Raw genomic sequence first — 22209 nt, 5'->3', positions numbered from 1 at the left:
CCATATACTGCGAAAACAGCTGCTTGATACTATGTCCGGCGATTTTCACGAGTTGACAAAATTAAAGGCAACCGCATGTTTTAGATGAATTTTTTCACGTTTATGGTTAACTAAATCTGGGGGGATATTGTAAAAATCAGGATGCCAGTGAAATTTCAGGGCCATGAAATACTATACGAAGTGAGCACCAACAAGCTTAAGTTGTTCAAGAAGGATATGTCTGGACTGCCAAAAACCGTCTATAACATAGCTAGTTACACTACATATGGAGATGTAAGCATGAGCACCAGAAGAGAGATAAAGGATGGGGCACTATTCGACGTTCTCGACAGAGGGATCGTCTACACCGAGGCGTTGGGCTGGCTTGATATGGGACATGCCCGTGGCAATGACGTGGCAACGCTCAAACGTCAATTCGTTGAGGGAGAGCGTAGCGGTAAGCCATCTTATTCCGTCATGTATCGGCAAGATATGGGCGTCTTAAAATTCAAATCGCGGCTCGGCGTCGGGAAGTTCTCTCACTGGGAAATTAAGCGTGGCCGAAGTACCGAAGACATTAACAGAATCATGCTGGCGATGATGATGAACACCGCATCCAGACTCGAAGGTCTGCAAAGCCTGCGATCATTCTCCTGGTATACGGACAGCGGCTTTAGCGGTGAGGATTTGGTGTCTGACTTGTTCGGGTTCTATCGCGCAATTATTCCTGGCCGGTACGGCTATCGTCTCAAGCCTGTGAGCTATGAATCAGCCGTTCGCCGGTGGGATTACTATGGTGCTATTGGTTCCCATAAAAACCATGGCTTTCGCCCGATTCTCTTTCCTGATCCAAAGGACCAGTGTGTGCTGCACCAGCCGTATACGATTAATCTTCCGCATTTTATGACGTGGCTTCGGCCGTGGGACGATTTCGCATCCGGAGTGGTGAAGGTCATTACAAACGATGGGACATCGCTCTCATTCATGGGGGCTAAACGATGAAAACCCTTTTAAAAGTCCTGAAGTGGTGCGCACTCTCGGTTGCCACCGTCTTTATCCTTGGATGGCTGTTTGTCTGGCTCGTGGCATCGGGTTCTGATGAAACGACGGTTTACACCCAAAATGACTTTTTCCACTACCACACGCTGACTGACAAGGATATTGAAAACGCCCCGCGTGTAACGGATGACTACTATTTCGAGGCGCATCCCGGTGATGGTTATGCCCCTTCAAATAGCATCTTCTTTAAAGGGGCTACTGGTGTAGCACCGTTGCGTGCGTATCTCGAAACGCTGGGATACACGAAGGAAAAGCGTCGCCTGGGGGATAAGGAAATCTGGTCAAAACCCGATCAGGTAAAAGGGGACATTTTCTATTTGTACTTTAATGCCGCTACGGGTGAAGTTGAGCTGACCAAGGTGATGAATTACTGAGTTCGCTTATTCCGTGTCGATTAGCACCGCCTGATGATCAAGCGGCGCTTTTCGTAATACCCCATTCAGCCATGTCTCATCCCTGTCTGGGCGGTTATCCTGAGTTGCCCACAGCGATGCTATCTCTATTCCCGGAACTGCCTTCAGCAACTCCTGCACCCCCTCTTCATCCAGGTCCGTAAACCGTCTTTCACCCTGCACGCGCTCACCGTTGCCATACTTAAAGGAAACATACCAGACACCGCCAGGTTTAAGCGCATCCGCAAGCTTCTGCATCACTGCGGGCAACTCAGAAGAGGGGACATGCAACAAAGAGGCACAGCACCAGATCCCATCGTACTGCGCTTTACCGTCGATCTCTGAAAATGTCATCAGCTGCACGGGTAGCCCGGTATGTTGCTTTGCCAGTTCCACCATGGCGGAAGAGGCATCAAACGCATCCACCAGATAACCCATCTCATGAAAGGCTTTTGCGTCCCGACCAGAACCGCAGCCCGCATCCAGAACCCGGGCACCGTGAGGCAGATGTTGGGTGAAGGCCTCGTAGAGCGAGGTCATATCGACATTGACTGTGCCATCGAAGAAATCCTTCGCGTGGTTTTGATAGTAGTGAAGTGTCATTAAAACGTTGCCTCGCCTTCTGCGTTGGGTTTCCAGGTATGGATAAGTTTATCCAGCGCGGCCTGCCAGTTACGCTGAAGGAAGCTTTTCCGTGCTTCAGGATGTTGCCCTGTCTGTAGAACAATCGTCTCATGTAACGGCAGTTTGCTCTGAATAAAATACTCATTGCGGGCGTGTAACCGCTGCAGGAGCCTGAGCTCGGGAATGCGTGCAGATTTGCCTTCGGCGCCACGGTTACAGCACCGACAGGCCAGCACTAAGTTCCATACGCCATTAATATTGCTCACTTCTTTTCGGGCTGCCCAGGGAATAAAGTGGTCGACGTCCGCCAGTTCTTCATCTCCCGGTACCAGGCTGATAGGTTTGAAGCAGTAAAAACACCGTCCTTTCTGGTAACCATTCAGGCTGTCGCGGCAGCTGGTGATGTCTACGCGACGCGCATTCACCCTCGTGAACAACAGCTGATTATCTTCGTCGAACTCCACGCCCACAAGGTTACGCGAAATCCCCATAGACCAGGCCTGTTCCACCAGGTTCCAGCGAGCATTGGTTTCAAAAGCGAGGTTTTTATACTGCAGGCGTTCTCCCAGTTTAAAGAAGTTATCCGTCAGGCGGATCCCGTTATGGGTTTTGCGCTCATCAAGGAAAAAACGTTTATCGATCTCGCCCTGGTTCACGTAGTGAAAGGCATCAATCACGTTGTTAAAGCCAAGGCGCACCGTCGCTTCAATGAGCTGGGCATGGGTGATTTCGCTTCTGTTGAATTTCAGACAGGTTTCCAAAAACTGACTGCTGCGTGAGGTGATCTGGTTTGGTGCATGCTTCAGGTGCTCGCAAAGATAGCGGCTGAACGGCACGGCAAGCTGGTCGAGTGTAATCAAATCGCTGCCCGTCTTATCCACTTCATACAACGCTGACGCCAGCGCGAACTTGTAAGATGCGACGTTCCTTCCAAAGAGGATCACACCACGCCAGTAGTTCTCAAGCGTCGGATCGGCCTGATAAAATTCCATCGATGAAGTCCTGTTACGGTTGGCTGGGCAGGACGTTACTAAAGCCTGTAACAGGATCACATAACAAAATCAGGGTGATGTAAATCGTTAATCTATAGGTTTGATGAATTTTTGAGAGGTTTGAGAGAGCGATGTAGCGGCAATCAATGCGGCATTAGCGCCAGGTATGCGAACGAACAGATATCTGGAAGAGGGGAGTTGAAGTGATTTTCAGGCCGAAGTGTTGTTGTTTCTCGAATTAAAAAATACCTACCGTTATTTCCTGAATCCCCCTCGCAAATTCTAAATTTACCCCACACCAAACCGCTGTATTTATATTCAGCTCTGTATAATGAGCACCAGAAATTACGCCGAACGGCAAAGGAAGTATCAAGGAATATTTAAAGAGAGAATTCGCGATATGAAGGTGCTGCAACACCCCCATACCGCTAACCACAAACAACTAATCAGGAGTTGAAAATGGCTACAACGAATTTTAAGCCAGAGTTTACTGTTTGCAAAACAGAATCAGACGCTTTCACCGGCATGATTGAAAACCGCGAGCTGGTACGCAAAAACAGCGCCCGCCGTTTACACGGCAACCAGACCAACGCGGCCCCCGTCCATCCCCGCGCGGAAACGCCGCAGGACAGTGCCGCCTGCTGCGAACTCTATGCACGCATAGACATGAAATATCTTCTCCTGGGCGGCGACTGGTTAACTCGCGCGGGCTTTATCAACGGCATGCCCGTAAAAATCCGCGCCATGAAAGACTGCATTGTGATTACGCCACAGCATACAAGAGAATTATGGGGATGCCTGGAAGGTATGAGCGTGGTGAATATAAATAAACTGAAAGTCGCGCAGTGGTTAAAAACGTTTCCGGGAGCGTTGAATGATACGGGAGATATACCTATGGTGAAGCGCGGAAATGGTCTGGCAGAATAAGAATAATATCTAAAATCACCCTTCATTAATCCTGTAAAAGGATAAGTCAATACGGACATGAATACGCATGTCCGTATTTTTTGTTTTTCACGTGAATTATCTATCACCGCTGGTGCACTCAATAAATCGGTTGTAACATTCTCCGCAAAGCGACAGGGAGGACTGCTATGCAGATTTGTAGGATGGACTACAACGATGTCTCCGCCGATGGATGAAAGCTGAAACTACACGTTCATGGCGCTGGGACGTTTCCCGTTTTTCAGGTATAGAACCCGTAACTAATATTACAGAATGCGTCTTTATCAGGAATGCAGCATTACCTGGTGGTAAAGGGTTGATGGCATACGGACGTATTGATGTGACAGGAAGGGCTGATTATGCTTCATGCAAAGTTAAAAAATAATTTCCTGATGGGTCTGTCATGCCTCATTGCTTCCTTCTTTATCGTCCTGTTTCCACTGGGTGGCTTGCTCGATTACTTATCTCAAGCCAGCAATGATTTTTTAAATCGTACCGGTTTGGGGTTTGCTGATGGTGAAGCAGACCCATCATTCCTGTGGGTGCTGGGTGGGATGATGGTCGTCGTTACCGCGCTACTGATGATCATTATCCGAAAGATATGCAACCTGAAGCAGGGATGAAATATTTCATAGCCGCTTTCTAAAACAATTAAGCGGCTTCGTGCCAATCCCACGCACTCCACCGCTAAATCTACTTTAACTAAACACCGGCACCCCCAGCCCAACCTTCACCTCCCTCAACGTCCCTTGCGTCACCCCCTGCGCCCGTTCGGTCCCGCGCTTCAGCATCGCCATCAGCTCGCCCCTGTCACGCATATACATCGCCCTCCGCTCCCGCATCGGCGCAATCAGCTCCTGCAGGCACGCCTCCAGCTCGTTCTTGCACGCCCGGTCACCCAGCCCGCCCGCCTGGTAATGCGCCTTCATCGCCGCCACTTTCTCCTTATCCGGATGAAACGCGTCGAGGTACGTAAACACCACGTTCCCCTCAATCTGCCCCGGGTCGCTCACCTTCAGGTGGTTCGGATCGGTGTACATGGCGCTGACCGCACGGTGGATCGTCTCTTCGCTGGCCGAAAGGTGCAGCGTGTTGCCCAGCGATTTCGACATCTTGGCGCTGCCGTCGATGCCGGGCAGGCGGCTGGTGTCGCTCAGCATCGCCTTACAGTGGCGCAGCACCGGGGCGGGCAGCAGGCTGTTCATCTTGTGCACAATCTCGTTGGTCTGCTCAATCATCGGCAGCTGGTCGTCGCCGACAGGCACGCACTCGGCCTTAAACGCGGTGATGTCCGCCGCCTGACTGATGGGGTAGGCCATAAACCCGACCGGCAGCGAGCGGGCAAAGCCCTTCTGCGCAATCTCGTTTTTCACCGTCGGGTTACGCTCCACGCGGGCGACGGTGACGATGTTCATAAACAGCATCGTCAGCTCGGCGAGGGCGGGCAGGGCGGACTGCAGGCAGATCGTGGTCAGGTTCGGGTCGATGCCAGCGGCGAGGTAGTCGGCCAGCACTTCGGGGATGTTGTCGCGGATTTTCTGCGGGTTGCTGCCGTTGTCGGTCAGCCCCTGCAGGTCGGCAATCAGCACAAACTGGCTGTGCGTCTGCTGGAGCGCCACGCGCTGGCGCAGCGATCCGACGAAGTGGCCGAGGTGCAGCGGGCCGGTTGGGCGGTCGCCGGTGAGGATGGTTTGCTTGTTCATAAAGACTCCTTAATGGGCAGTGGCCGAAAGGGGTCTTAGAAATGTGAAAGCCGCCTTTCGGCGGCTATCTGAAAATGGGGAAAACAACTCCGTGCCGCCTTTAAGAAGGCAGCCACCAGCGGTTTACGGTGAGCACGGCGTGGTTTATGTTCATCTCTTTACCGTACCACGTCCGGCGCGAAAAACAAAAGGGCACGTCATGCTGCAATCACTCAACCACCTGACCCTCGCGGTCAGCGACCTGCAAAAAAGCGTCACCTTCTGGCACGAGCTGCTGGGGCTTGCGCTGCACGCCCGCTGGAATACCGGGGCCTATCTCACCTGCGGCGATCTGTGGGTCTGCCTGTCGTACGACGAGGCGCGCCAGTATGTGCCGCCGCAGGAGAGCGACTACACCCACTACGCGTTTACCCTGGCGGAGGCGGATTTTGAACCGTTCTCGAACAGGCTCGAGCAGGCGGGCGTCACCGTCTGGAAGCAGAACAAAAGCGAGGGGGCGTCGTTCTATTTTCTCGACCCGGACGGGCACAAGCTGGAGCTGCACGTGGGCAGCCTCGCCGCGCGGCTGGCGGCGTGTCGCGAGAAGCCCTACGCGGGCATGGTGTTTACCTCAGACGAGGCTTGAGGCGCGCACCTTCAGCCTGCCCGCCAGCGTCACGTGCGTGGCGGCATCTTCCTCATTGCACAGGTACTCCACCGCCAGCCGTCCCAGCTCGCTGTAGGGCAGTTGGATACTGGTCAGCGGCGGGGTGAGCTGCTCGGAGATCTTCTGGTCGTCGTAGCCCGCCAGCAGCATGTCCTGAGGGATGCGCACGCCGTTAACCGCCAACGCCTGATAGCAGCCAATCGCCAGCCAGTCGCTGGCGCAGAAGATGGCGTCCGGGCGCTCGGCCAGCGCCAGCAGGGACGTGGTGGCGGTAAAGGACTCGCTGAACTGCCAGTTGGTCTGGCGCACCAGGTTGTCGTCGCACGCCAGTCCGGCCTGCTGTAATGCCGCCTGGTAGCCCGCCAGACGCTGGCGCGAAGCCTCCATCCAGCTCTCGCCGGTGATGTGGGCGATGCGCGTGGCCCCGCAGGCGATAAGGTGTTTAGTCACCTGGAAGGCGTTGGCGTAGTCGTCCGGGATAAACGACGGCAGCAGCGGCGAGCCGGGGTCGCGCTGGTTGAGCAGTACCAGCGGAATGCGGGTGCAGTCCTGGAATGCCGTCATGTCCACCAGCGTGGTGACCGGAGACGCGAGAATAATCCCGATGCAGTTGCGCTTCTCCAGCTGGCGGATAATGTTCAGCGCCAGCTCGATGTCGTCGCCGTAGTCGTAGACGGTGAGCAGGGTCTCGTTGCGCCACGCCGCTTCCCGCGCCTGGCTGATGGCGTCGATAAACGGGTCGAAGCTCTGCATGGAGCTGACCAGCAGGGCGATCTCCTCCTGGTTGCGCGGGGCGTGAACGGCGGGGAGGCGGTCGTAGCCGAGCTCGGTGGCAACGCCAATCACCCGCTGGCGGGTGTCGTCGCTGAGCTTGATGTTGCGGGACTGGTTAAGCACCAGCGATACCGTCGCCTGCGACACGCCCGCCGCCCGCGCAATATCGTTCATCGTCACTTTCGTTTTTCGCTTCATCCGTCCTCTCCCTTTCGCGATTTCGCATCATACCCTAACCGCGCGCTTTAGCGCCGTCGATCACGTTTCTCATTCATCGAAGCGTGAACTTTGTGAGAGCCGTCGCTTTTCTAAACGCCGTGATTTGCGCATTTATCCTGCAACTAATATTTATTAGCTAAATATTATCAGTAAGAGGACGCGTAATGAAAGAGCAGTGGAGCAGGGAGCAGGCACAGGCGTGGTACGAGCAAAAAGGCTGGCTGTGCGGGTTTAACTATCTGCCGTCGACGGCGGTGAACTGGACCGATATCTGGCAGGAGGAGACCTTCGATGCCGAAACCATCGAGCGCGAGCTGGGCTGGGCGGCGGAGGCGGGCTACAACACCCTGCGCATCAACCTGCCGTTTATCGTCTGGGAGCACGACCGCGACGGGCTGATGGCGCGCATCGACAGGTTTTTGACGATTGCCGACGGTCGCGGGTTTAGCACCATGCTGACCCTGATGGACGACTGCGGCTTCTCCGGCGACGAGCCGTACCTCGGCCCGCAAAAGCCGCCGGTGCCGGGCAAGCACAACAGCCAGGCGGCGGCGAGCCCGGGGCGCGACAGGGTGTGCGATCCCGACTGCTGGGCAGACATTGAGCGCTATATCCGCGACGTTGTCCGCCAGTTCCGCGAGGATAAGCGCGTGCTGCTGTGGGATCTCTACAACGAGCCGGGCAACCGCGGCATTTTCGCGACCGGCACGCAGGAGGTGCAGTACGACGCGAAGCTGGAGACCTGCGCCCACGCGCTGATGAAGCTGGCGTTCCAGTGGGTGCGTGAAGAAGACCCGACCCAGCCGCTCACCGTCTGCGCGTGGCGTCTGCCGCCGGAAGAGGAGGGCGAGACGTTCTTTCAGCATCCGCTGGACCAGACCGCGCTGGCGCTCTCGGACGTGGTGAGCTTCCACGCCTACACCCACACGGGGCGCATGACGGCGATTATCCAGCAGCTGCAACAGCTCGGTCGCCCGCTGTTCTGCACCGAATGGCTGGCGCGCCACGTGGGCAGCACTCTCGAAGAGCAGCTTCCGCTGATGTACGCGGCGAAGGTCGCGCCGTACCAGTGGGGGCTGGTGCGCGGCAAAACCCAGACGTGGCTGCCGTGGCCGGTGGTAATGAAGGAGTCCACGGACTACTGCCGCCTGTGGTTCCACGACGTGTTCGAGGAGAACGGCATTCCTTTCTCGCGCCGTGAAATCGCATTAATGCAGCAGCTGCGTAAGATCGCCCCGCAGGCGCAGGGCGAATAATATCGACCCGGCGGCCGACCGCCGGGCAACCAGGCAGGCATATAACAATGGCAACGACAATGAAAATACCGTCTCGCGAGTTGTGGTCTTATTTTGGCTATGGTTTAGGTCAGTGTTTTAGCTTTGGTTTAGTGGGTTCGTTTATTAACTATTTTTACACCGACGTGCTGGGGATCTCGGCGCTGGCGGCGAGCACCATCTTCCTGATTGCCCGCGCGTGGGACGCGGTTCACGATCCGCTGTTTGCCAGCATTATGGACACCATTAACAGCCGGTTCGGCAAGTTTCGCCACTTTTTGCTGATCGCGCCTTTGCTGATCACCGGCGTCACGCTGCTGTCGTTCTATAAAATCGAAGCGGACATGACCACCAAAATCCTCTACGCCGGGGTGACCTACATCCTGTGGGGGACGCTGTACGCCATCTCCGATATTCCGTTCTGGTCGATGTCGTCGGTGATGACCAACGACTCCGCCCAGCGCACCCGCGCGGTGACGGCGGCGATGCTCGGGGTCAACGCCGGGATTGCCTGCGCCAACATCTTCTTCCCGAAGCTGGCGGCGTTCTTCGCCCAGTACAGCAACGATAAAGGCTACTTTATGGCGGCGCTGGTGATGATGCTGGTGGGCCTGCCGCTGATGCTCAACGGCTTTATGCAGATCAAAGAGCGCGTGCCGCCGAGCCCGGAAAAGGTGACCATCCGGGATACCTTCCACAACCTGCGCCAGAACAAGCCGCTGTTTATCGTCCTGCTGTCGTTCTTCTTCTGCGTGTTTCATAACGTGGCGGGCGGGCTGTATATCTACTTCTTTATCAACAACCTGGGCGACGGCAGCCTGCAGATGGCGATTGGCGTGATGGGGATCGTGGCGGCGGTGCTGTGCCTGGTCGCGCCGATGCTGACGCGGCGGATGCAGAAGCGGAAGCTGTTTATGATCCTCTGCGGGCTGGATGTGGCGGTGCGCGTGGTGATGTGGTTTGTCGGGTATCAGCAGGTGACGATGCTGTTTATTCTGCTCGGCCTGAGCACGCTGTTCGTGATGATGACCAACATCCTCACCTCGTCGATGATTGCCGACACTATCGAGTACGCGGAGTACCACACGAACAAGCGCTGCGCGGCGATCACCTTCTCCGGGCAGACCTTTACCGGCAAAATGTCGGTGGCGGTGGGCGGCGGGCTAATCGGCGTGTTCCTGACCATGATTGGCTACGTGCCGCAGGCGCAAATCCAGAGCGAAGGCGTGCTGTCGGGGCTGTTCTTCGGGATCTGCCTGCTGCCGGCGATAGGGTCGCTGATTCGCATCGTGTTTATGTCGCGCTTTACCTTTACCGAGGAGAAGCATGCGAAGATTTGTCGGCTGCTGGCGGAGCGGAACGCGTCTGCGAAAGCGCCGGGTGGCGGCTGCGCCTTACCCGGCCTACAGAAAATTACAGCGACTTCACAAACGCCAGCAGATCTTCGTTGAGCTGGTCCTGGTGGGTCAGCGCGAAGCCGTGCGGCGCGTTGTCGTACACCTTCAGCGTGGCGTTTTTGATCATCTCTGCCGCCAGCTTGCCGGTGCTTTCAAACGGCACGATCTGGTCGTTGCTGCCGTGGATCACCAGCGTCGGCACGTCGATTTTCGCCATATCCGGGCGGAAGTCGGTTTCGCCGAACGCGGTCACGCAGTCGATGGTGCCCTTCAGCGACGCCAGCAGGGCGATGTTCAGCGTCTGGGTCAGCGCACCGGCAGAGACGGTCTGTCCGGCGTTGATGCCGTAGAACGGGGTCGCGAAGTCGCTGATAAACTGGGCGCGATCTTTACGCAGTCCGTCGCGAATGCCGTCGAATACGCTCTGATCCACGCCCTGCGGGAAGGAGTCGGATTTGCCGAAGATCGGCGTCACCGCGCCCAGCAGCGCCAGACCGGCCACGCGCGCGCTGCCGTAGTTGTTGATGTAGCGGGTCACGTCGCCGCCGCCCATGGAGAAGCCCACCAGCGTCACGTCGCGCAGATCCAGGGTGGTAATCAGGTCGTTGATGTCGGACGCAAAGGTATCGTAGTCGTAGCCGTTCCACGGCTGATCCGAGCGGCCAAAGCCGCGACGGTCAAAGGCGATGGCGCGGAAGCCGCGCTCGGCCAGATAGTTCAGCTGGCTGTCCCACATGTCGCCGTCCAGCGGCCAGCCGTGGCTGAAGAGAACCGGTTTGCCCGCGCCGCCGTCTTTGTAATAAATCTGCGTGCCGTCTTTTGCCTTAAACGTTGCCATAGTGTGTTCCTGTGCAGGTGATGGTTATGGTTATACCGGCGCGACCAGGTAGCGAATAGCCGGTGATGTTGTGCCCTGATGAAAAGCCAGAACGCGGCTCTGCAGCAGGAGGTCATTCATGGTGTGGCGCTCCTGCTGGCGCAGATGCTCGATCCAGGAGCCCATCAGGAAGGTCTCGATAAACAGGCCGGGGCGCTCAATATCCTCGTATACCGCCCAGCTCATCGCCCCGGCGCGGCGGCGCACCCGGCGCAGCTCGTGGACCGCCTCCAGGAAGGCCTTCGTGTTCTGCGGGTCGATGATGTACTCGTGCGATACCAGCACCGGGCCGCGCTCGTTCGGCAGGTCAATCTCCACGCCGTCCAGCGGCTGGCCGCTGAGGTCGAGGTTCAGGTCCGGATCTTTGCCCAGCTTCCAGCGGAACACGGTGGCGCTAGCCAGCACCATCCCCAGCGTGGCGACCACCAGCGAGGTCGGGGTGCCGAACCGGGAAGCGATCTGCCCCCAGATGGCGCTGCCCGTGGTCATCGAGCCAAAGAATACCGTCAGGTAGACCGCCAGCGCGCGGGCCTTCACCCAGCGGGCGGCGCTGCGCTGCGCGCCGAGGTTCAGCGTTGAAAGCACCGCAATCCACGCGAAGCCGGTGAAGAACTCAAACAGGTTGAGCAGCCAGAAGTGGCGCACGAACGCCAGCGCCAGCATGGTAAGGGCAAAGGTCAGGCTGGCGGCCACCATCAGGCGGTCGGCGTTCAGCCGCTGGCGCAGGCGCGGCAGCAGGATGGCCCCGGCAATCGCCCCCAGGCCAATGCACGCCAGCATCACGCCGTAGCCAGCCGGGCCTAAGCCCAGCTCGCGGCGCGCCACCAGCGGCAGCAGGGCCCAGCCCGCGCTGCCGAAAACGAAGAAGGCCACGGTGCGCACCAGCACGTTGCGCAGCACCGGCGCGGCGTGCACGTAGCGAATCCCGGATCGCACCGCCGAGAAGAAGTGCTCCGGCGGCAGACGCTGAATGGACGGCGCCGGACGCCAGCGCCACAGCACCCACGCCACGCCCACAACGGACAGTGCGTTCAGGGCAAACACCATCCACGGCCCGGCGAGCGACAGCAGAAAACCGCCCAGCGCGGGGCCAATCGCCCGGCTGATGTTCACCCCGAGCGAGTTCAGCGCCACGGCGGCGCCCAGCTCCGGCTTGCTCACCAGATCGGGCACCACGGCCTGGAACGGCGGCGAGCTCATCGCCGCCCCCACGCTCAGCAGAAACGTCGCCACCAGCAGAACGGCGGGGGTGACGTGTCCGGTGAAGGAGAGCACCGTCAGCCCGGCGGCGGCGATGAACACCCACAGCTGGGAGAAGAGCAGGTATTTACGTCGGTCGACGATGTCCGCCATCACCCCGGACGGCAGGGCGAAGAGGAACATCGGCAGGCTGCTGGCCGCCTGTACCAGCGCGATATCCAAAGGATCGGCGCTCAGGGTCAGCATGCTCCAGTTGATGCCGACGTCGCTCATCCATGAGCCGACGTTAGAGACCACCGTGGCGATCCACAGCATGCGGAACACCGGCTGGCTCAGCGGCTGCCAGGGCGAAACCGTCGATGCGGGCGTCGTCTCGACGTATGCGTCGCGAACGTCGTTAACCTGGGTCATGCGAACCTCTCCGTTGCCTTACGCTGCAGCCGCCACTGGCCCGGCCCGGTGAGGGCGAGGGTGGTGAAGATAATCAGCAGCAGCCAGCCAAACTGCCCTTCGGCAATCGACCAGTTCGGGTGGACCGCCAGCATCGCCACCAGCAGCACGGCGATAATCGGCAGGCACGCCAGGCGGGTGTACACGCCCGCAATGATAAACAGCGGGCAAACCACCTCGGCGACAATCGCCGGGATCAGGCTGGCGTAAGGCCCGAAGCCGAACGGATCTTCAATGCGCGTCAGCTCTTCGCTGAAGTGCAGCACCTTCGGCAGGCCGTGCACGTACAGCAGCAGCAGGCTGCCGGTGAGGCGCAGGAAGAACAGCCCCAGGTCGACCCGGGGGGGGGTAAAGGTGTTTTTCATCAGAATGCAAAGCAGCTGCAGCCCAGCGCCCCCCAGAAAGCGTTATCGTCGGACACCGGCATCTCTGACGTGCGGGCGAAATCATGCTGGTGGCTGTGAACCCCGCACGGGCCGCTGCAGTGGTGGATAGGGCTCATGCCGACGCGTGCGGCCTGCGGCGGCGCGCTGCGGTAGTGGCCCGGCACCTTGACCACCGGGGACCACTCGGGCAGAACCGGAATGGCAGGCGGCGCGAGCGGGCCAAAGCTGCCTGCGGCGTAAACGATATCGCCGTTGACCACCGTCAGGACGGACTCGATGCCCTTGATCTCCTCTTCCGGCACGCGGAAGTAGTCTTTGCTCAGCACCGCCAGATCGGCGAGCTGGCCGACCTTGATCTGCCCCTTCTGGTTCTGCTCGCTGGAGAACCACGCGCTGCCCTGGGTCCAGAGCATCAGGGCGGTATCGCGGTCCAGACGGGCGCTGTGGTCGTACATCTGCATCCCGCCGACGGTACGACCGGAGACCAGCCAGTAGAGCGCGGTCCACGGGTTATAGCTCGCCACGCGGGTGGCGTCCGTCCCTAAGCCCACCGGCACGCCGGTCTCGAGCATTTTTGCCACCGGCGGCGTGTGGCGGGTGGCTTCGATGCCGTAGCGCTCGGCGAAGTATTCCCCCTGGAAGGCCATGCGGTGCTGGACGGCAATGCCGCCGCCAAGTTCTTTGATGCGGTCGATGTTGGCCTGGGTGACGGTTTCCGCATGGTCGAAGAACCAGTGCAGGCCGTTGAACGGAATGTCGCGGTTCACCTTCTCGAAGACGTCCAGCATGCGGCTGATGGATTCGTTGTAGGTGGCGTGCAGGCGGAACGGCCAGCGGTGCTCCACCAGATGGCGCACCACGCGCTCCAGCTCGTCCTCCATGCCCGGCGCGAGGTCCGGGCGCGGCTCGAGGAAATCTTCAAAATCGGCGGCGGAGAAGACCAGCATCTCGCCCGCGCCGTTGTGGCGGAAGAAGTCGCTGCCCTGGCCCGGCGTGAGCATGTCGGTCCATTTTTCAAAGTCTTCCAGCTCGTGGCCCGGACGCTGGGTAAACAGGTTGTAGGCGATGCGGATGGTCATCTGCTTTTTCTCGTGCAGCTCGGCAATCACCTCGTAATCTTCCGGGTAGTTCTGGAAGCCGCCGCCCGCGTCGATGGCGCTGGTCAGCCCCAGGCGGTTCAGCTCGCGCATGAACTGACGGGTGGAGTTGACCTGCTGCTCCAGCGGCAGCTTCGGCCCTTTGGCCAGCGTGGCGTAGAGGATCATGGCGTTCGGACGGGCAATCAGCATCCCGGTCGGGTTGCCGTTAGCGTCGCGCTGGATCTCCCCGCCCGGCGGGTTTGGCGTGTCTTTGGTGTAGCCGACCACCTTCAGCGCGGCGCGGTTGAGCAGGGCGCGGTCGTACAGGTGCAGGATGAAGACCGGAGTGTCCGGCGCGGCGTCGTTAATTTCGTCGAGGGTCGGCATGCGGCGCTCGGCAAACTGGAACTCGGTCCAGCCGCCCACCACGCGCACCCACTGGGGCGACGGCGTGCGCAGGGCCTGCTCTTTCAGCATCCGCAGGGCGTCGGCCAGCGACGGCACGCCTTCCCAGCGCAGCTCGAGGTTGTAGTTCAGCCCGCCGCGGATCAGGTGCAGGTGCGAGTCGTTCAGGCCGGGGATGGCGGTGTGGCCTTTTAAGTCGACCACTTTAGTGCCGTCGCAGTGGTGCTGCATCACCTCGGCGACGGTACCCACTTCCAGAAATTTTCCGTCGCGCACGGCAACGGCTTCCGCGACGGGGTTTTCGCGATCGACGGTGTGAAACTGGCCGTTAACCAGAATGAGATCGGCTTTACCGAGGGTAACCATAAACTGCTCCTGACTGAGAGGGGAATGGTCAGGATTATGGGAACCGGTTTCGGCAAAGATCCAGTTATACAATAGGATAGGTATACCAAAGTATAACTATACCTAAGGTTAACTATACGAAGAGATAATTACGCCCAAGGACGGAAAACCGCAGGATGAGGGTGACTTTATCGTCGCGGCGCTCGCGGCGATTTCACCCTTAACCACTGGAAAATGCTATGACCTCTTCAAAGCTCGAAGTGTTAACCCCTGCGAACTGTCAGATCATCTTTATCGATCACCAGCCTCAGATGGCGTTTGGCGTGCAGTCTATTGACCGCCAGGTGCTGAAAAACAACACCGTGGCGCTGGCGAAAGCGGCCAAAGTGTTCAACATCCCGACCATCATCACCACCGTTGAGACCGAAAGCTTCTCCGGTAACACCTATCCGGAGCTGCTGGACGTGTTCCCGGGCCAGGACATCCTGGAGCGTACCTCCATGAACTCCTGGGACGACCAGAAGGTGCGCGACGCGCTGAAGGCTAACGGCAAGAAGAAGGTGGTGGTGGCCGGCCTGTGGACCGAAGTGTGCAATAACAGCTTCGCCCTGTGCGCGATGCTGGAAGGCGACTACGAAATTTATATGGTGGCGGACGCGTCCGGCGGCACCTCCAAAGAAGCCCACGACTACGCGATGCAGCGCATGATCCAGGCGGGCGTGATCCCGGTGACCTGGCAGCAGGTGATGCTGGAGTGGCAGCGCGACTGGGCGCGTAAAGAGACCTACACCGCGGTGATGGATATCGTGCGCGAGCACTCCGGCGCGTACGGCATGGGCGTGGATTACGCCTACACCATGGTGCACAAAGCGCCGTCTCGCCAGAAGAGCGAGCACCGCACCTTAGCGCCGGTCCCGGCTCGCTAAGTTCCGCTGGCGGGCTGGTCCCTCATCCGGCTCGCCGCTGCCTCTTTCTCTGGAGTTCACAATGAGTACTGGGCTGATATCCCTTGCGGCAGGCGTGTTGATTGGCCTGATGTATGCCGTGCTGAAGGTGCGCTCCCCCGCGCCGCCCGCGCTGGCGCTGATTGGCCTGCTCGGGATGCTGGCGGGCGAACAGGCGACGCGCCATCTGTTATCCCGCGACGCCGCGCTGCCTCCTCAGGTGACCGTTCCGCAGGCTAAATCGCAGACGGGAGCGTCGTCATGAAAGCATGGATAATTTCGCTGGTGTGCGGCGTGGTTGCTGGGGTAATTTACGCTCTGCTCAACGTCCATTCCCCGGCGCCGCCGGTTGTCGCCCTGCTTGGCCTGTTTGGCATGCTGGTGGGCGAACAGCTCATCCCGGTGGGACGGCGTTTATTGAGTCGCGAACCGCTTACCCTCGCCTGGTTTCGTCACGAATGCGTACCGAAAATCAGCGGCACGGCGCCTCCTGCGCCCGCGAAGGACGATCGCGACGTTTAATGATTTACCAGAGGAAAGACAGCATGACGCTGCCGTGGCGCATTGCCATCATTGATGACGAACGTTCCGTCCGCAGCGGGCTGAGTAATCTCCTGGAGTCGGAAGGCTATGCCGCCGATACGTTTGATTCGGCAGAGGTATTTCTGAGCCATCCGCTCGCCCTGTCCGGCGCGGCGCTGGTGATCGCCGATATCAAGCTGCGGGGCATGAGCGGCCTGGAGCTGTTTGACAAGCTCCGACTGCTGGCCGTCCCGCCTCCGCCCGTGATCTTTATCTCCGGTCATGCTGATGAAAATATGCAGCGGTACGCTCTTAATCTGGGCGCCGCTGCATTTTTGCGTAAGCCTATTAACATCGATATTCTGCTGGATCATATTCAGCGGGAGCTGGCCCGCCGACAATAAGGATCGCGGATGAACGAACACGAGCAGCCTGCATTCTGGCCCGCCCAGGGGAATCTTCACCAGGGGCGGGTTTTTGTCCTTAAAGAGGATGTGATTTTTACCGTGCTGGCGCAGGAGGGCGGTATCGCCTGGATGCACGCGCGACATCCTCATTCCGGCGGCTCGTTCATTATCGCCACCGCGGTGAGCGACGAAGAGGAAGAGCGGGCCACCCGGCTGCTGAAAAACGAGTTTGCGCTGCGCGACGTGCTGCAGGACAGCTGGGCCATCCGCGCCGTTGCCTCCACCCAGTACCGGGGGCGCTTCGCGCTGGTGTATGCCCCGTTTGCGTTTGAGCTGCTGGCGCGGCGCGCGGGCAGGGCGATCTCGGGGATCGCGCGCTTTCTCGAGATGGCGATCCAGATCTGCGTTCCCCTGCGCCAGATGCATCTGCAAAACCTGATCCACGGCGATATCAAGCCCGGCACGATTTTTGTTCATCACGATGCCACCTGCCGTCTGGGGAGCTTTGGCCTTTCCAGCAGTCTCTCCGAAGCCGTCACCCAGACCCGGCTTGCCGTTTCAGGCGGTACGCCCGCCTATATGTCGCCGGAGCACACCACCCGCACCCAGCGCCCCGTCGACGGCCGCAGCGATCTCTACAGCCTCGGCATGGTGCTGTATGAGCTCCTGACCGGACGCCTGCCGTTTGAGCTGGGGGAGGACGAACAGACCAACTGGGCGCACTACCATATTGCCTCCGCGCCGCTGGCCCCGGACGCGATCCGCCCGGACGTGCCGGGAATGCTGTCGACCATCATCCTCAAGCTGCTGGAAAAGCACCCCGATAACCGCTACCAGACGGTCGACGGGCTGATTGCCGACCTCCGCCGCTGCCAGGCGACGCTGACCTGCGAGGGCGAGATCGTCGCCTTTACCCCCGGCCAGCAGGACCGCACCCCGGCAATCCATCTGGCGGACTCCCTTTTCGCGACGCATCCGCAGGCGAACGACGTCATTGCCGCGTTTGAGCGGGTGGGGCAGAACCTGGTGCCGGAGCTGGTGACGATCGGCGGGCCGTCGGGGATTGGCAAATCCTCAATTATCGCGACGGCGCTCAAAACGCTGCAGCAGCGTACGGTGCTGCTGGCGGTGGGCAAAGTCGACCAGTTTTCGCCGTCGCTGCCCTACGGCGTATTAAGCTCCGCGTTCCGCACCCTGACGCTGCACCTGCTGGGGCTGCCCGCAGAGGACGTGGCGAAGTGGAAAATCCGCCTCTCTCGCGCCCTGGAGGGGCACGAGGCGCTGGCCGTCAGCCTCGTGCCCGAGCTGGGCCTGCTGCTTGAGAGCAAGCCGCGCTTCTCGGCGGATACGTTTTCCATTGATGCCCGGGCGCGCTTCAGCCATATGGTGCTGGCGCTGGTAAAAACCTTTGCCTCGCAGGGCTGCCCGCTGGTGCTGGTGCTCGACGATCTCCAGTGGAGCGACGCCGCCAGCCTGCACACGCTCAAATATCTGCTGATGAACTGCGGCGCTGTTCCGCTGCTGGTGGTCGCGGCCCACCGGGATATCAGCGCCGTGTCCGACGCCGCCCTGCAGGCGCTGCTGGCGAGCCTGCCGGAAGCGGCGCAAAACGCGAGCGAGATTGTCCCGCAGGCGCTTTCCGTGAAAGCGGTGGCGCGCTGGCTGGCGACGGTATTTCGCACCCGCAGCGCGGCGACGACCGATCTCGCCACGCTGATCCACGAGAAGACGGGCGGTAACCCGCTCTTTGTGCACGAGTTTTTCCGCCGCATCGTTGATGACGGCCTGGTGGTGCACAACAAATATCAGGACAAGTGGCACTACGATCTGCAGGCGATCCGCGCCAGGCATTACACCGAAAACGTCGTCACCCTGGTGCTGGAGCAGCTTGAAGAGCTGCCCGACGAGACGCGCCGCCTGCTGGGCAGCATCGCCTGCCTCGGCGGCACGGGCGAGATGGAGATGATCTGCCGCGTGGTTGGCATGTCGATGGCGGAAATGCGCTATGCGCTGCACCCGGCGGTGATGGCCCAGCTCATCGTGCTGACGGAAAAAAAGTACGCCTTCACCCATGACCGGGTGCAGGAGGCGGCCTTTGCGCTGCTCGAACGGCATGAGAAAAGCCATATTCACCTGACGACCGCCAGCCTGCTGGCCGACGCCGCTCGTCAGGCGGCGGGGAACGAGCTGCTGTTCCGCGCCGTTCACCACGTTACGGCCGCGCTGGACAGCATCCAGCCCGCGCCGCAGCGCCAGATGTTCCGCGAGCTGAGCCTGCTGGCCGCGCGACGCGCGAAGCGTTCGGGAGATTACCTTTCGGCGCTCGGCTATATCCAGACCGCCAGAGCGCTGGGCAACGCCGGGACGGTGTCGGACTTTATGCTCGACATCGAAGAGGCGGGCTGCGAGTTTGCGCTGGGCCATCTGGAGCGTACCCGCGAGCTGTGTGACGCCATTCTCGGCTGCCCCGGCGGGCTGACCGAAAAGGCGCTGGCGGCCAACCTGCTGGTGGAGGTGTACATTCGCCAGTCGGACAGCCGCCTGGCGCTGGAGGCGGCGCTCTGCTGGCTGGGGATTTTCGGGATCCAGATTAGCCGCTATCCGGAAGATGCCGACTGCGACGAGGCCTGGGCGCTGTTTTGCAACCGCACGGCCGACGCGCCGCAAAACCTGTTTGCCCAGCCGTCGCGGATGGATAATCCGGAAACCGAAGCGGTGATGAACCTGCTCTACAGCGCCAGCATTTGCGCCAGCTTCATCTGCCCGCGCCTGCACTTTTTGCTGCTTTGCCGCATGATGCACCTGACTCTCGACCACGGCATTACCGGCGCGTCCACCACGGCAATGGCCTGGTTTGGCGTGCTGATTGGCCACCGCTACGCCGAGTACCGCCTCGGGTTCCAGTACGGCACCCTGGCCCGCGAGCTGGTCAATCGGCACGGCTACGACGCGTTCGAAGCCAAAACCCTGCTGCCGCTCGACCAGCTCAGCGTCTGGACCCAGCCGCTGTCGTTTACCATCGAGTGCGCGAAGGCCTGCTTCACCTCGGCGGTGACCCACGGGGATATGACGATGGCCTGCTTTGCGGCCTGCCATCAGGTGATTAACTTCCTCTCGCGGGGCGATCACCTGGACGGGGTGCTGACCAGCATCGATCGCGGCCTGGCGTTCGTGCGTAAAACCCACTTCCAGGACGTGGAAACCATTCTGATGGTCCAGCGCGGCTACGTTGAGTTTCTGCGCACGCCGGTCATCGGCACCTGGACCGCGTCGCAGGTGCTGCCGGAGGCGCTGCTTCCCGCGTCGCCGGAGCAGGCGCCGGAGAAGAACGCCACCATGCTGTTCTGGTACTGGCTCTATCGCGGCATGGCGCACTTTACCTGCGGCGAATATGCCGACGCGCAGGCGGATCTCGAGATGGCGGGCTGGTTCGCGTGGTCTGCGCCGGGGCACATCCATCTGCTGGATTACCATCTCTACAGCGCCCTGGCGCTGTCACGTCAGCTGACGCCGGAGACCTTCTCGGCGAATCACCGCCGCAGCATTCACGCCCACTACGACAAAATCGCTCTGTGGGCGCGCATTAATCCGGGCACGTTCGCGGATAAAGAGGCGCTGATCTACGCCGAAATCGTGCGGCTGGACGGGATGAACAGCATTGCGCTTGAGCAGTATGAGAAGGCCGTACGCCTCTCCCGCGAGGGCGGCTTTAACCCGATTAACGCTCTGGCCCACGAGCTGGCGGGGCGCTTTTCGCTGGCCTGCGGCTACCCGACCGCCTCGGACGCGCACTTCCGCGGCTCGATTGCCGCCTGGGGCCGCGCGGGCGCGCAGGCCAAGGTGCGCCAGCTGGAGCAGGATTTCCCGCACCTGCTGGCCTCCGGGCAGGCCAGCGCCTACGACACGGTGGCCTTCGCCCAGAACGAGACCATCCGCGATCTGCAAAGCGTCATCAAAGCCTCCCGCGCGCTGTCGGAAGAGATTAACCTTGAGCGCTTAATCGAAAACCTGATGACCATCCTGCTCGAACGCGCCGGGGCGCAGCGCGGCCTGCTGCTGCGCGTGAGCGAGAGCCTGATTCCGGAGATCGAGGCCAGCGCCTGGACCAGCACCGAGGGCGTGCGGGTGCGGATCCTGAAAGACGTGCCGACGGCGAGCGACCTGCCGCTGTCGGTGCTGGCGGCGGTGATCCGCACCGGGCAGGAGATCCGCACCGGCAGGCCGGAGGAGTTTCATCCCTTCAGCCAGGACCCCTATCTGGTGACCTCGGGGGCGGCGGTCATGTGCGTCCCGATGTTCAAACAGGCGCGGCTGGTGGGCGTGCTGTACCTGGAAAACCGCCTGATGCCGGAGGTCTTCACCGCCGAGCACTCGCGCGTGGTGAGCCTGCTGGGCGCGCAGGCCGCCGTATCCCTGGAGACGGCGCGACTCTACGCCGAGCTGCTGGCAGAGAACATCCAGCGCCGACGGGTGGAGAAAGAGCTGCGATCCAGCCAGACCTCGCTGATGCTCGGCGAGCAGATCAGCCACACCGGCAGCTGGCGCTGGGAGCTGGAGCAGGATCTGATGTTTGTCTCGGAAGAGTACGCCCGTATTCTCGGCCTGCCCGAGCAGCAAAAGATGATCTCCATGGCGGAGTTTTTGACCTTCGTTCATGAGGACGATTACGCCCGCATCAGCGCCATCGTCACCCGAAGCGTGCGCGACGGGCTCTCCATGCGCGCGGAGTTTCGGGTTAAGCGTACCGACGGCTCAACGCGCTACCTCCTCGGGATTGGCGATCCGGTGGGCGTGGGCAGCGAGGTGAACGAGTATTACGGCATCATCACCGATATCACCAGCCAGCGCGCCGCGGAGGATGCGATGCGGGTCGCGCAGGCGGATCTGGCGCGCGTTTCCCGGGCCACCACCGTCGGGCAGCTGACCTCCTCCATCGCCCACGAGATCAACCAGCCGCTGATGTCGATCGTCTCGAACGCCGGGGCGAGCCTGCGCTGGCTCAACCGCGAGCCCGCCCGGCTGGATAAGGTGCGCGAAGGGCTGGAGGAGATCGCCGCGGAAGGCGCGCGGGCGGGGGAGATCATTCGCAGCATCCAGTCCCTGACGCGCAAGCAGGATCCCACCTTCTCGCGCATCGATATGCACTACCTGATCCACCATATCATCACGCTTTCGCGCAGCGAGCTGGAGCAGCGACACATTAGCGTTGATTATCTGTTAAGGGCGCAGGACAGCTTTATCACCGGCGATAGCGTGCAGATCCAGCAGGTGCTGCTCAATCTGGTGATGAATGCGGTAGAGGCGATGGCCGAGGTGAAGGATCGCGCCAGCATCATTACCCTCAGCACCGCCAACGCGGACGGGAAAGTGATCGTCGAGATCGCCGATACCGGGAGCGGCATTGAGCCCGAGCGGCTGGAGCAGATTTTTGACTCGTTCTACTCCACCAAGGCGCAGGGGATGGGGATGGGGCTGACCATCAGCGCCAGCATCATCGAGCGCCACTGCGGGAAGCTGAGCGCGCGCCGCCGGGAGCCGTACGGCACGGTGTTTGCGTTTGCGCTGCCGCTGGCGGCGCTGGAAGGGTAAA

20 protein-coding genes are annotated in these 22209 nt (G+C 60.2%); 12 read left to right on the top strand and 8 right to left on the bottom strand.

Translation table 11 applies throughout. From position 1 onward, the window contains the following. The first annotated feature begins 279 nt into the window (after nt 1–279). Both KIF87_RS13285 and KIF87_RS13280 read left to right on the top strand, forming a co-directional pair. Nucleotides 280–981 (top strand): hypothetical protein, encoded by a 702-nt coding sequence (locus KIF87_RS13285; protein ID WP_213328977.1) that lies wholly within the window; start codon nt 280–282, stop codon nt 979–981. After that, nucleotides 978–1412 (top strand): hypothetical protein, encoded by a 435-nt coding sequence (locus tag KIF87_RS13280; protein ID WP_213328976.1) that lies wholly within the window; start codon nt 978–980, stop codon nt 1410–1412. Before KIF87_RS13285 ends, KIF87_RS13280 begins: the two co-directional genes overlap by 4 nt. A gap of 6 nt (nt 1413–1418) precedes the next feature. Here KIF87_RS13280 and KIF87_RS13275 read toward each other — a convergent pair whose 3' ends face one another. Beyond that, complete coding sequence (locus KIF87_RS13275) at nt 1419–2033, bottom strand: class I SAM-dependent methyltransferase (protein ID WP_213328975.1); 615 nt, start codon at nt 2031–2033, stop codon at nt 1419–1421. After that, nucleotides 2033–3046 carry an HNH endonuclease family protein gene (locus KIF87_RS13270; protein ID WP_213328974.1) on the bottom strand — a complete coding sequence of 338 codons (1014 nt, stop codon included), beginning with the start codon at nt 3044–3046 and terminating at the stop codon, nt 2033–2035. Before KIF87_RS13270 ends, KIF87_RS13275 begins: the two co-directional genes overlap by 1 nt. A 459-nt stretch (nt 3047–3505) precedes the next feature. Between KIF87_RS13270 and KIF87_RS13265 the strand changes: the two genes are divergently transcribed. Further along, nucleotides 3506–3973, top strand: a complete 468-nt coding sequence (locus tag KIF87_RS13265) for a SymE family type I addiction module toxin (RefSeq protein ID WP_213328973.1) — start codon at nt 3506–3508, stop codon at nt 3971–3973. 377 nt (nt 3974–4350) lie between these two features. After that, nucleotides 4351–4614: a hypothetical protein gene (locus KIF87_RS13260; RefSeq protein WP_213328972.1), complete on the top strand. Its 264-nt coding sequence runs from the start codon at nt 4351–4353 to the stop codon at nt 4612–4614. A gap of 75 nt (nt 4615–4689) precedes the next feature. Here the strand turns inward: KIF87_RS13260 and trpS are convergent, their stop codons facing one another. After that, a complete protein-coding gene (trpS, locus tag KIF87_RS13255; protein WP_213328971.1) occupies nt 4690–5694 on the bottom strand; it encodes a tryptophan--tRNA ligase in 1005 nt (334 codons plus the stop codon). Nucleotides 5695–5893: 199 nt separating this feature from the next. Here trpS and fosA point away from each other — a divergent pair, with 199 nt between their 5' ends. Beyond that, the gene (fosA, locus tag KIF87_RS13250) at nt 5894–6319 is read left to right on the top strand and encodes a FosA/FosA2 family fosfomycin resistance glutathione transferase (protein WP_213328970.1); all 426 of its coding nucleotides are present in this window, start codon (nt 5894–5896) and stop codon (nt 6317–6319) included. Here the strand turns inward: fosA and KIF87_RS13245 are convergent. After that, complete coding sequence (locus KIF87_RS13245; RefSeq protein WP_213328969.1) at nt 6305–7312, bottom strand: LacI family DNA-binding transcriptional regulator; 1008 nt, start codon at nt 7310–7312, stop codon at nt 6305–6307. The genes fosA and KIF87_RS13245 overlap by 15 nt on opposite strands. Before the next feature lie 185 nt (nt 7313–7497). On the opposite strand from KIF87_RS13245, the gene KIF87_RS13240 reads away from it, so the two are divergent. Together KIF87_RS13240 and KIF87_RS13235 are read left to right on the top strand one after the other, a co-directional pair. After that, entirely contained in the window at nt 7498–8589 is a 1092-nt protein-coding gene (locus tag KIF87_RS13240; RefSeq protein ID WP_213328968.1) for a cellulase family glycosylhydrolase, read from the top strand. A gap of 47 nt (nt 8590–8636) precedes the next feature. Beyond that, nucleotides 8637–10058: an MFS transporter gene (locus KIF87_RS13235; protein WP_213328967.1), complete on the top strand. Its 1422-nt coding sequence runs from the start codon at nt 8637–8639 to the stop codon at nt 10056–10058. Here KIF87_RS13235 and KIF87_RS13230 read toward each other — a convergent pair. Genes KIF87_RS13230 through KIF87_RS13215 form a run of 4 tightly spaced genes read right to left on the bottom strand, consistent with a single transcriptional unit; the run spans nt 10021 to nt 14767 of the window. Continuing rightward, nucleotides 10021–10842, bottom strand: a complete 822-nt coding sequence (locus KIF87_RS13230; protein WP_032660966.1) for an alpha/beta fold hydrolase — start codon at nt 10840–10842, stop codon at nt 10021–10023. The two genes, KIF87_RS13235 and KIF87_RS13230, sit on opposite strands and share 38 nt — an antisense overlap. Nucleotides 10843–10872: 30 nt before the next feature. Further along, a complete protein-coding gene (locus KIF87_RS13225; RefSeq protein ID WP_213328966.1) occupies nt 10873–12492 on the bottom strand; it encodes an MFS transporter in 1620 nt (539 codons plus the stop codon). Then, the gene (locus KIF87_RS13220; RefSeq protein WP_148400877.1) at nt 12489–12896 is read right to left on the bottom strand and encodes a DoxX family protein; all 408 of its coding nucleotides are present in this window, start codon (nt 12894–12896) and stop codon (nt 12489–12491) included. The genes KIF87_RS13225 and KIF87_RS13220 overlap by 4 nt, the downstream gene beginning before the upstream one ends. Further along, nucleotides 12896–14767, bottom strand: a complete 1872-nt coding sequence (locus KIF87_RS13215) for an amidohydrolase (RefSeq protein WP_213328965.1) — start codon at nt 14765–14767, stop codon at nt 12896–12898. The genes KIF87_RS13220 and KIF87_RS13215 overlap by 1 nt, the downstream gene beginning before the upstream one ends. 218 nt (nt 14768–14985) lie before the next feature. Here KIF87_RS13215 and KIF87_RS13210 point away from each other — a divergent pair, with 218 nt between their 5' ends. From KIF87_RS13210 to KIF87_RS13190, 5 genes are all read left to right on the top strand, one after another. Further along, nucleotides 14986–15672 (top strand): hydrolase, encoded by a 687-nt coding sequence (locus tag KIF87_RS13210; protein WP_008501349.1) that lies wholly within the window; start codon nt 14986–14988, stop codon nt 15670–15672. 61 nt (nt 15673–15733) lie between these two features. Continuing rightward, nucleotides 15734–15955, top strand: coding sequence for a DUF1427 family protein (locus KIF87_RS13205; protein ID WP_193940819.1), 222 nt, complete (start codon nt 15734–15736; stop codon nt 15953–15955). Beyond that, the gene (locus KIF87_RS13200) at nt 15952–16212 is read left to right on the top strand and encodes a XapX domain-containing protein (RefSeq protein WP_032660955.1); all 261 of its coding nucleotides are present in this window, start codon (nt 15952–15954) and stop codon (nt 16210–16212) included. The genes KIF87_RS13205 and KIF87_RS13200 overlap by 4 nt, the downstream gene beginning before the upstream one ends. A gap of 23 nt (nt 16213–16235) precedes the next feature. Next, nucleotides 16236–16616, top strand: coding sequence for a response regulator transcription factor (locus KIF87_RS13195; RefSeq protein WP_047646549.1), 381 nt, complete (start codon nt 16236–16238; stop codon nt 16614–16616). Nucleotides 16617–16625: 9 nt separating this feature from the next. Continuing rightward, nucleotides 16626–22208 carry a trifunctional serine/threonine-protein kinase/ATP-binding protein/sensor histidine kinase gene (locus tag KIF87_RS13190; protein WP_213328964.1) on the top strand — a complete coding sequence of 1861 codons (5583 nt, stop codon included), beginning with the start codon at nt 16626–16628 and terminating at the stop codon, nt 22206–22208. The last annotated feature ends 1 nt before the right edge of the window (nt 22209 follow it).

The sequence above is a fragment of the Enterobacter sp. 120016 genome, from assembly GCF_018383635.1.
Taxonomy (GTDB): Bacteria; Pseudomonadota; Gammaproteobacteria; order Enterobacterales; family Enterobacteriaceae; genus Enterobacter; species Enterobacter asburiae_D.
This window is presented reverse-complemented; position numbering and strand designations above follow the sequence as displayed.

What these genes read in the sequence shown, in the direction of transcription:
- KIF87_RS13285 (WP_213328977.1), top strand. Translation starts at nt 280, where the DNA reads ATGAGCACCAGAAGAGAGATAAAGGATGGGGCACTATTCGACGTTCTC.
- KIF87_RS13280 (WP_213328976.1), top strand. Translation starts at nt 978, where the DNA reads ATGAAAACCCTTTTAAAAGTCCTGAAGTGGTGCGCACTCTCGGTTGCC.
- KIF87_RS13275 (WP_213328975.1), bottom strand. Translation starts at nt 2,033, where the DNA reads ATGACACTTCACTACTATCAAAACCACGCGAAGGATTTCTTCGATGGC.
- KIF87_RS13270 (WP_213328974.1), bottom strand. Translation starts at nt 3,046, where the DNA reads ATGGAATTTTATCAGGCCGATCCGACGCTTGAGAACTACTGGCGTGGT.
- KIF87_RS13265 (WP_213328973.1), top strand. Translation starts at nt 3,506, where the DNA reads ATGGCTACAACGAATTTTAAGCCAGAGTTTACTGTTTGCAAAACAGAA.
- KIF87_RS13260 (WP_213328972.1), top strand. Translation starts at nt 4,351, where the DNA reads ATGCTTCATGCAAAGTTAAAAAATAATTTCCTGATGGGTCTGTCATGC.
- trpS (WP_213328971.1), bottom strand. Translation starts at nt 5,694, where the DNA reads ATGAACAAGCAAACCATCCTCACCGGCGACCGCCCAACCGGCCCGCTG.
- fosA (WP_213328970.1), top strand. Translation starts at nt 5,894, where the DNA reads ATGCTGCAATCACTCAACCACCTGACCCTCGCGGTCAGCGACCTGCAA.
- KIF87_RS13245 (WP_213328969.1), bottom strand. Translation starts at nt 7,312, where the DNA reads ATGAAGCGAAAAACGAAAGTGACGATGAACGATATTGCGCGGGCGGCG.
- KIF87_RS13240 (WP_213328968.1), top strand. Translation starts at nt 7,498, where the DNA reads ATGAAAGAGCAGTGGAGCAGGGAGCAGGCACAGGCGTGGTACGAGCAA.
- KIF87_RS13235 (WP_213328967.1), top strand. Translation starts at nt 8,637, where the DNA reads ATGGCAACGACAATGAAAATACCGTCTCGCGAGTTGTGGTCTTATTTT.
- KIF87_RS13230 (WP_032660966.1), bottom strand. Translation starts at nt 10,842, where the DNA reads ATGGCAACGTTTAAGGCAAAAGACGGCACGCAGATTTATTACAAAGAC.
- KIF87_RS13225 (WP_213328966.1), bottom strand. Translation starts at nt 12,492, where the DNA reads ATGACCCAGGTTAACGACGTTCGCGACGCATACGTCGAGACGACGCCC.
- KIF87_RS13220 (WP_148400877.1), bottom strand. Translation starts at nt 12,896, where the DNA reads ATGAAAAACACCTTTACCCCCCCCCGGGTCGACCTGGGGCTGTTCTTC.
- KIF87_RS13215 (WP_213328965.1), bottom strand. Translation starts at nt 14,767, where the DNA reads ATGGTTACCCTCGGTAAAGCCGATCTCATTCTGGTTAACGGCCAGTTT.
- KIF87_RS13210 (WP_008501349.1), top strand. Translation starts at nt 14,986, where the DNA reads ATGACCTCTTCAAAGCTCGAAGTGTTAACCCCTGCGAACTGTCAGATC.
- KIF87_RS13205 (WP_193940819.1), top strand. Translation starts at nt 15,734, where the DNA reads ATGAGTACTGGGCTGATATCCCTTGCGGCAGGCGTGTTGATTGGCCTG.
- KIF87_RS13200 (WP_032660955.1), top strand. Translation starts at nt 15,952, where the DNA reads ATGAAAGCATGGATAATTTCGCTGGTGTGCGGCGTGGTTGCTGGGGTA.
- KIF87_RS13195 (WP_047646549.1), top strand. Translation starts at nt 16,236, where the DNA reads ATGACGCTGCCGTGGCGCATTGCCATCATTGATGACGAACGTTCCGTC.
- KIF87_RS13190 (WP_213328964.1), top strand. Translation starts at nt 16,626, where the DNA reads ATGAACGAACACGAGCAGCCTGCATTCTGGCCCGCCCAGGGGAATCTT.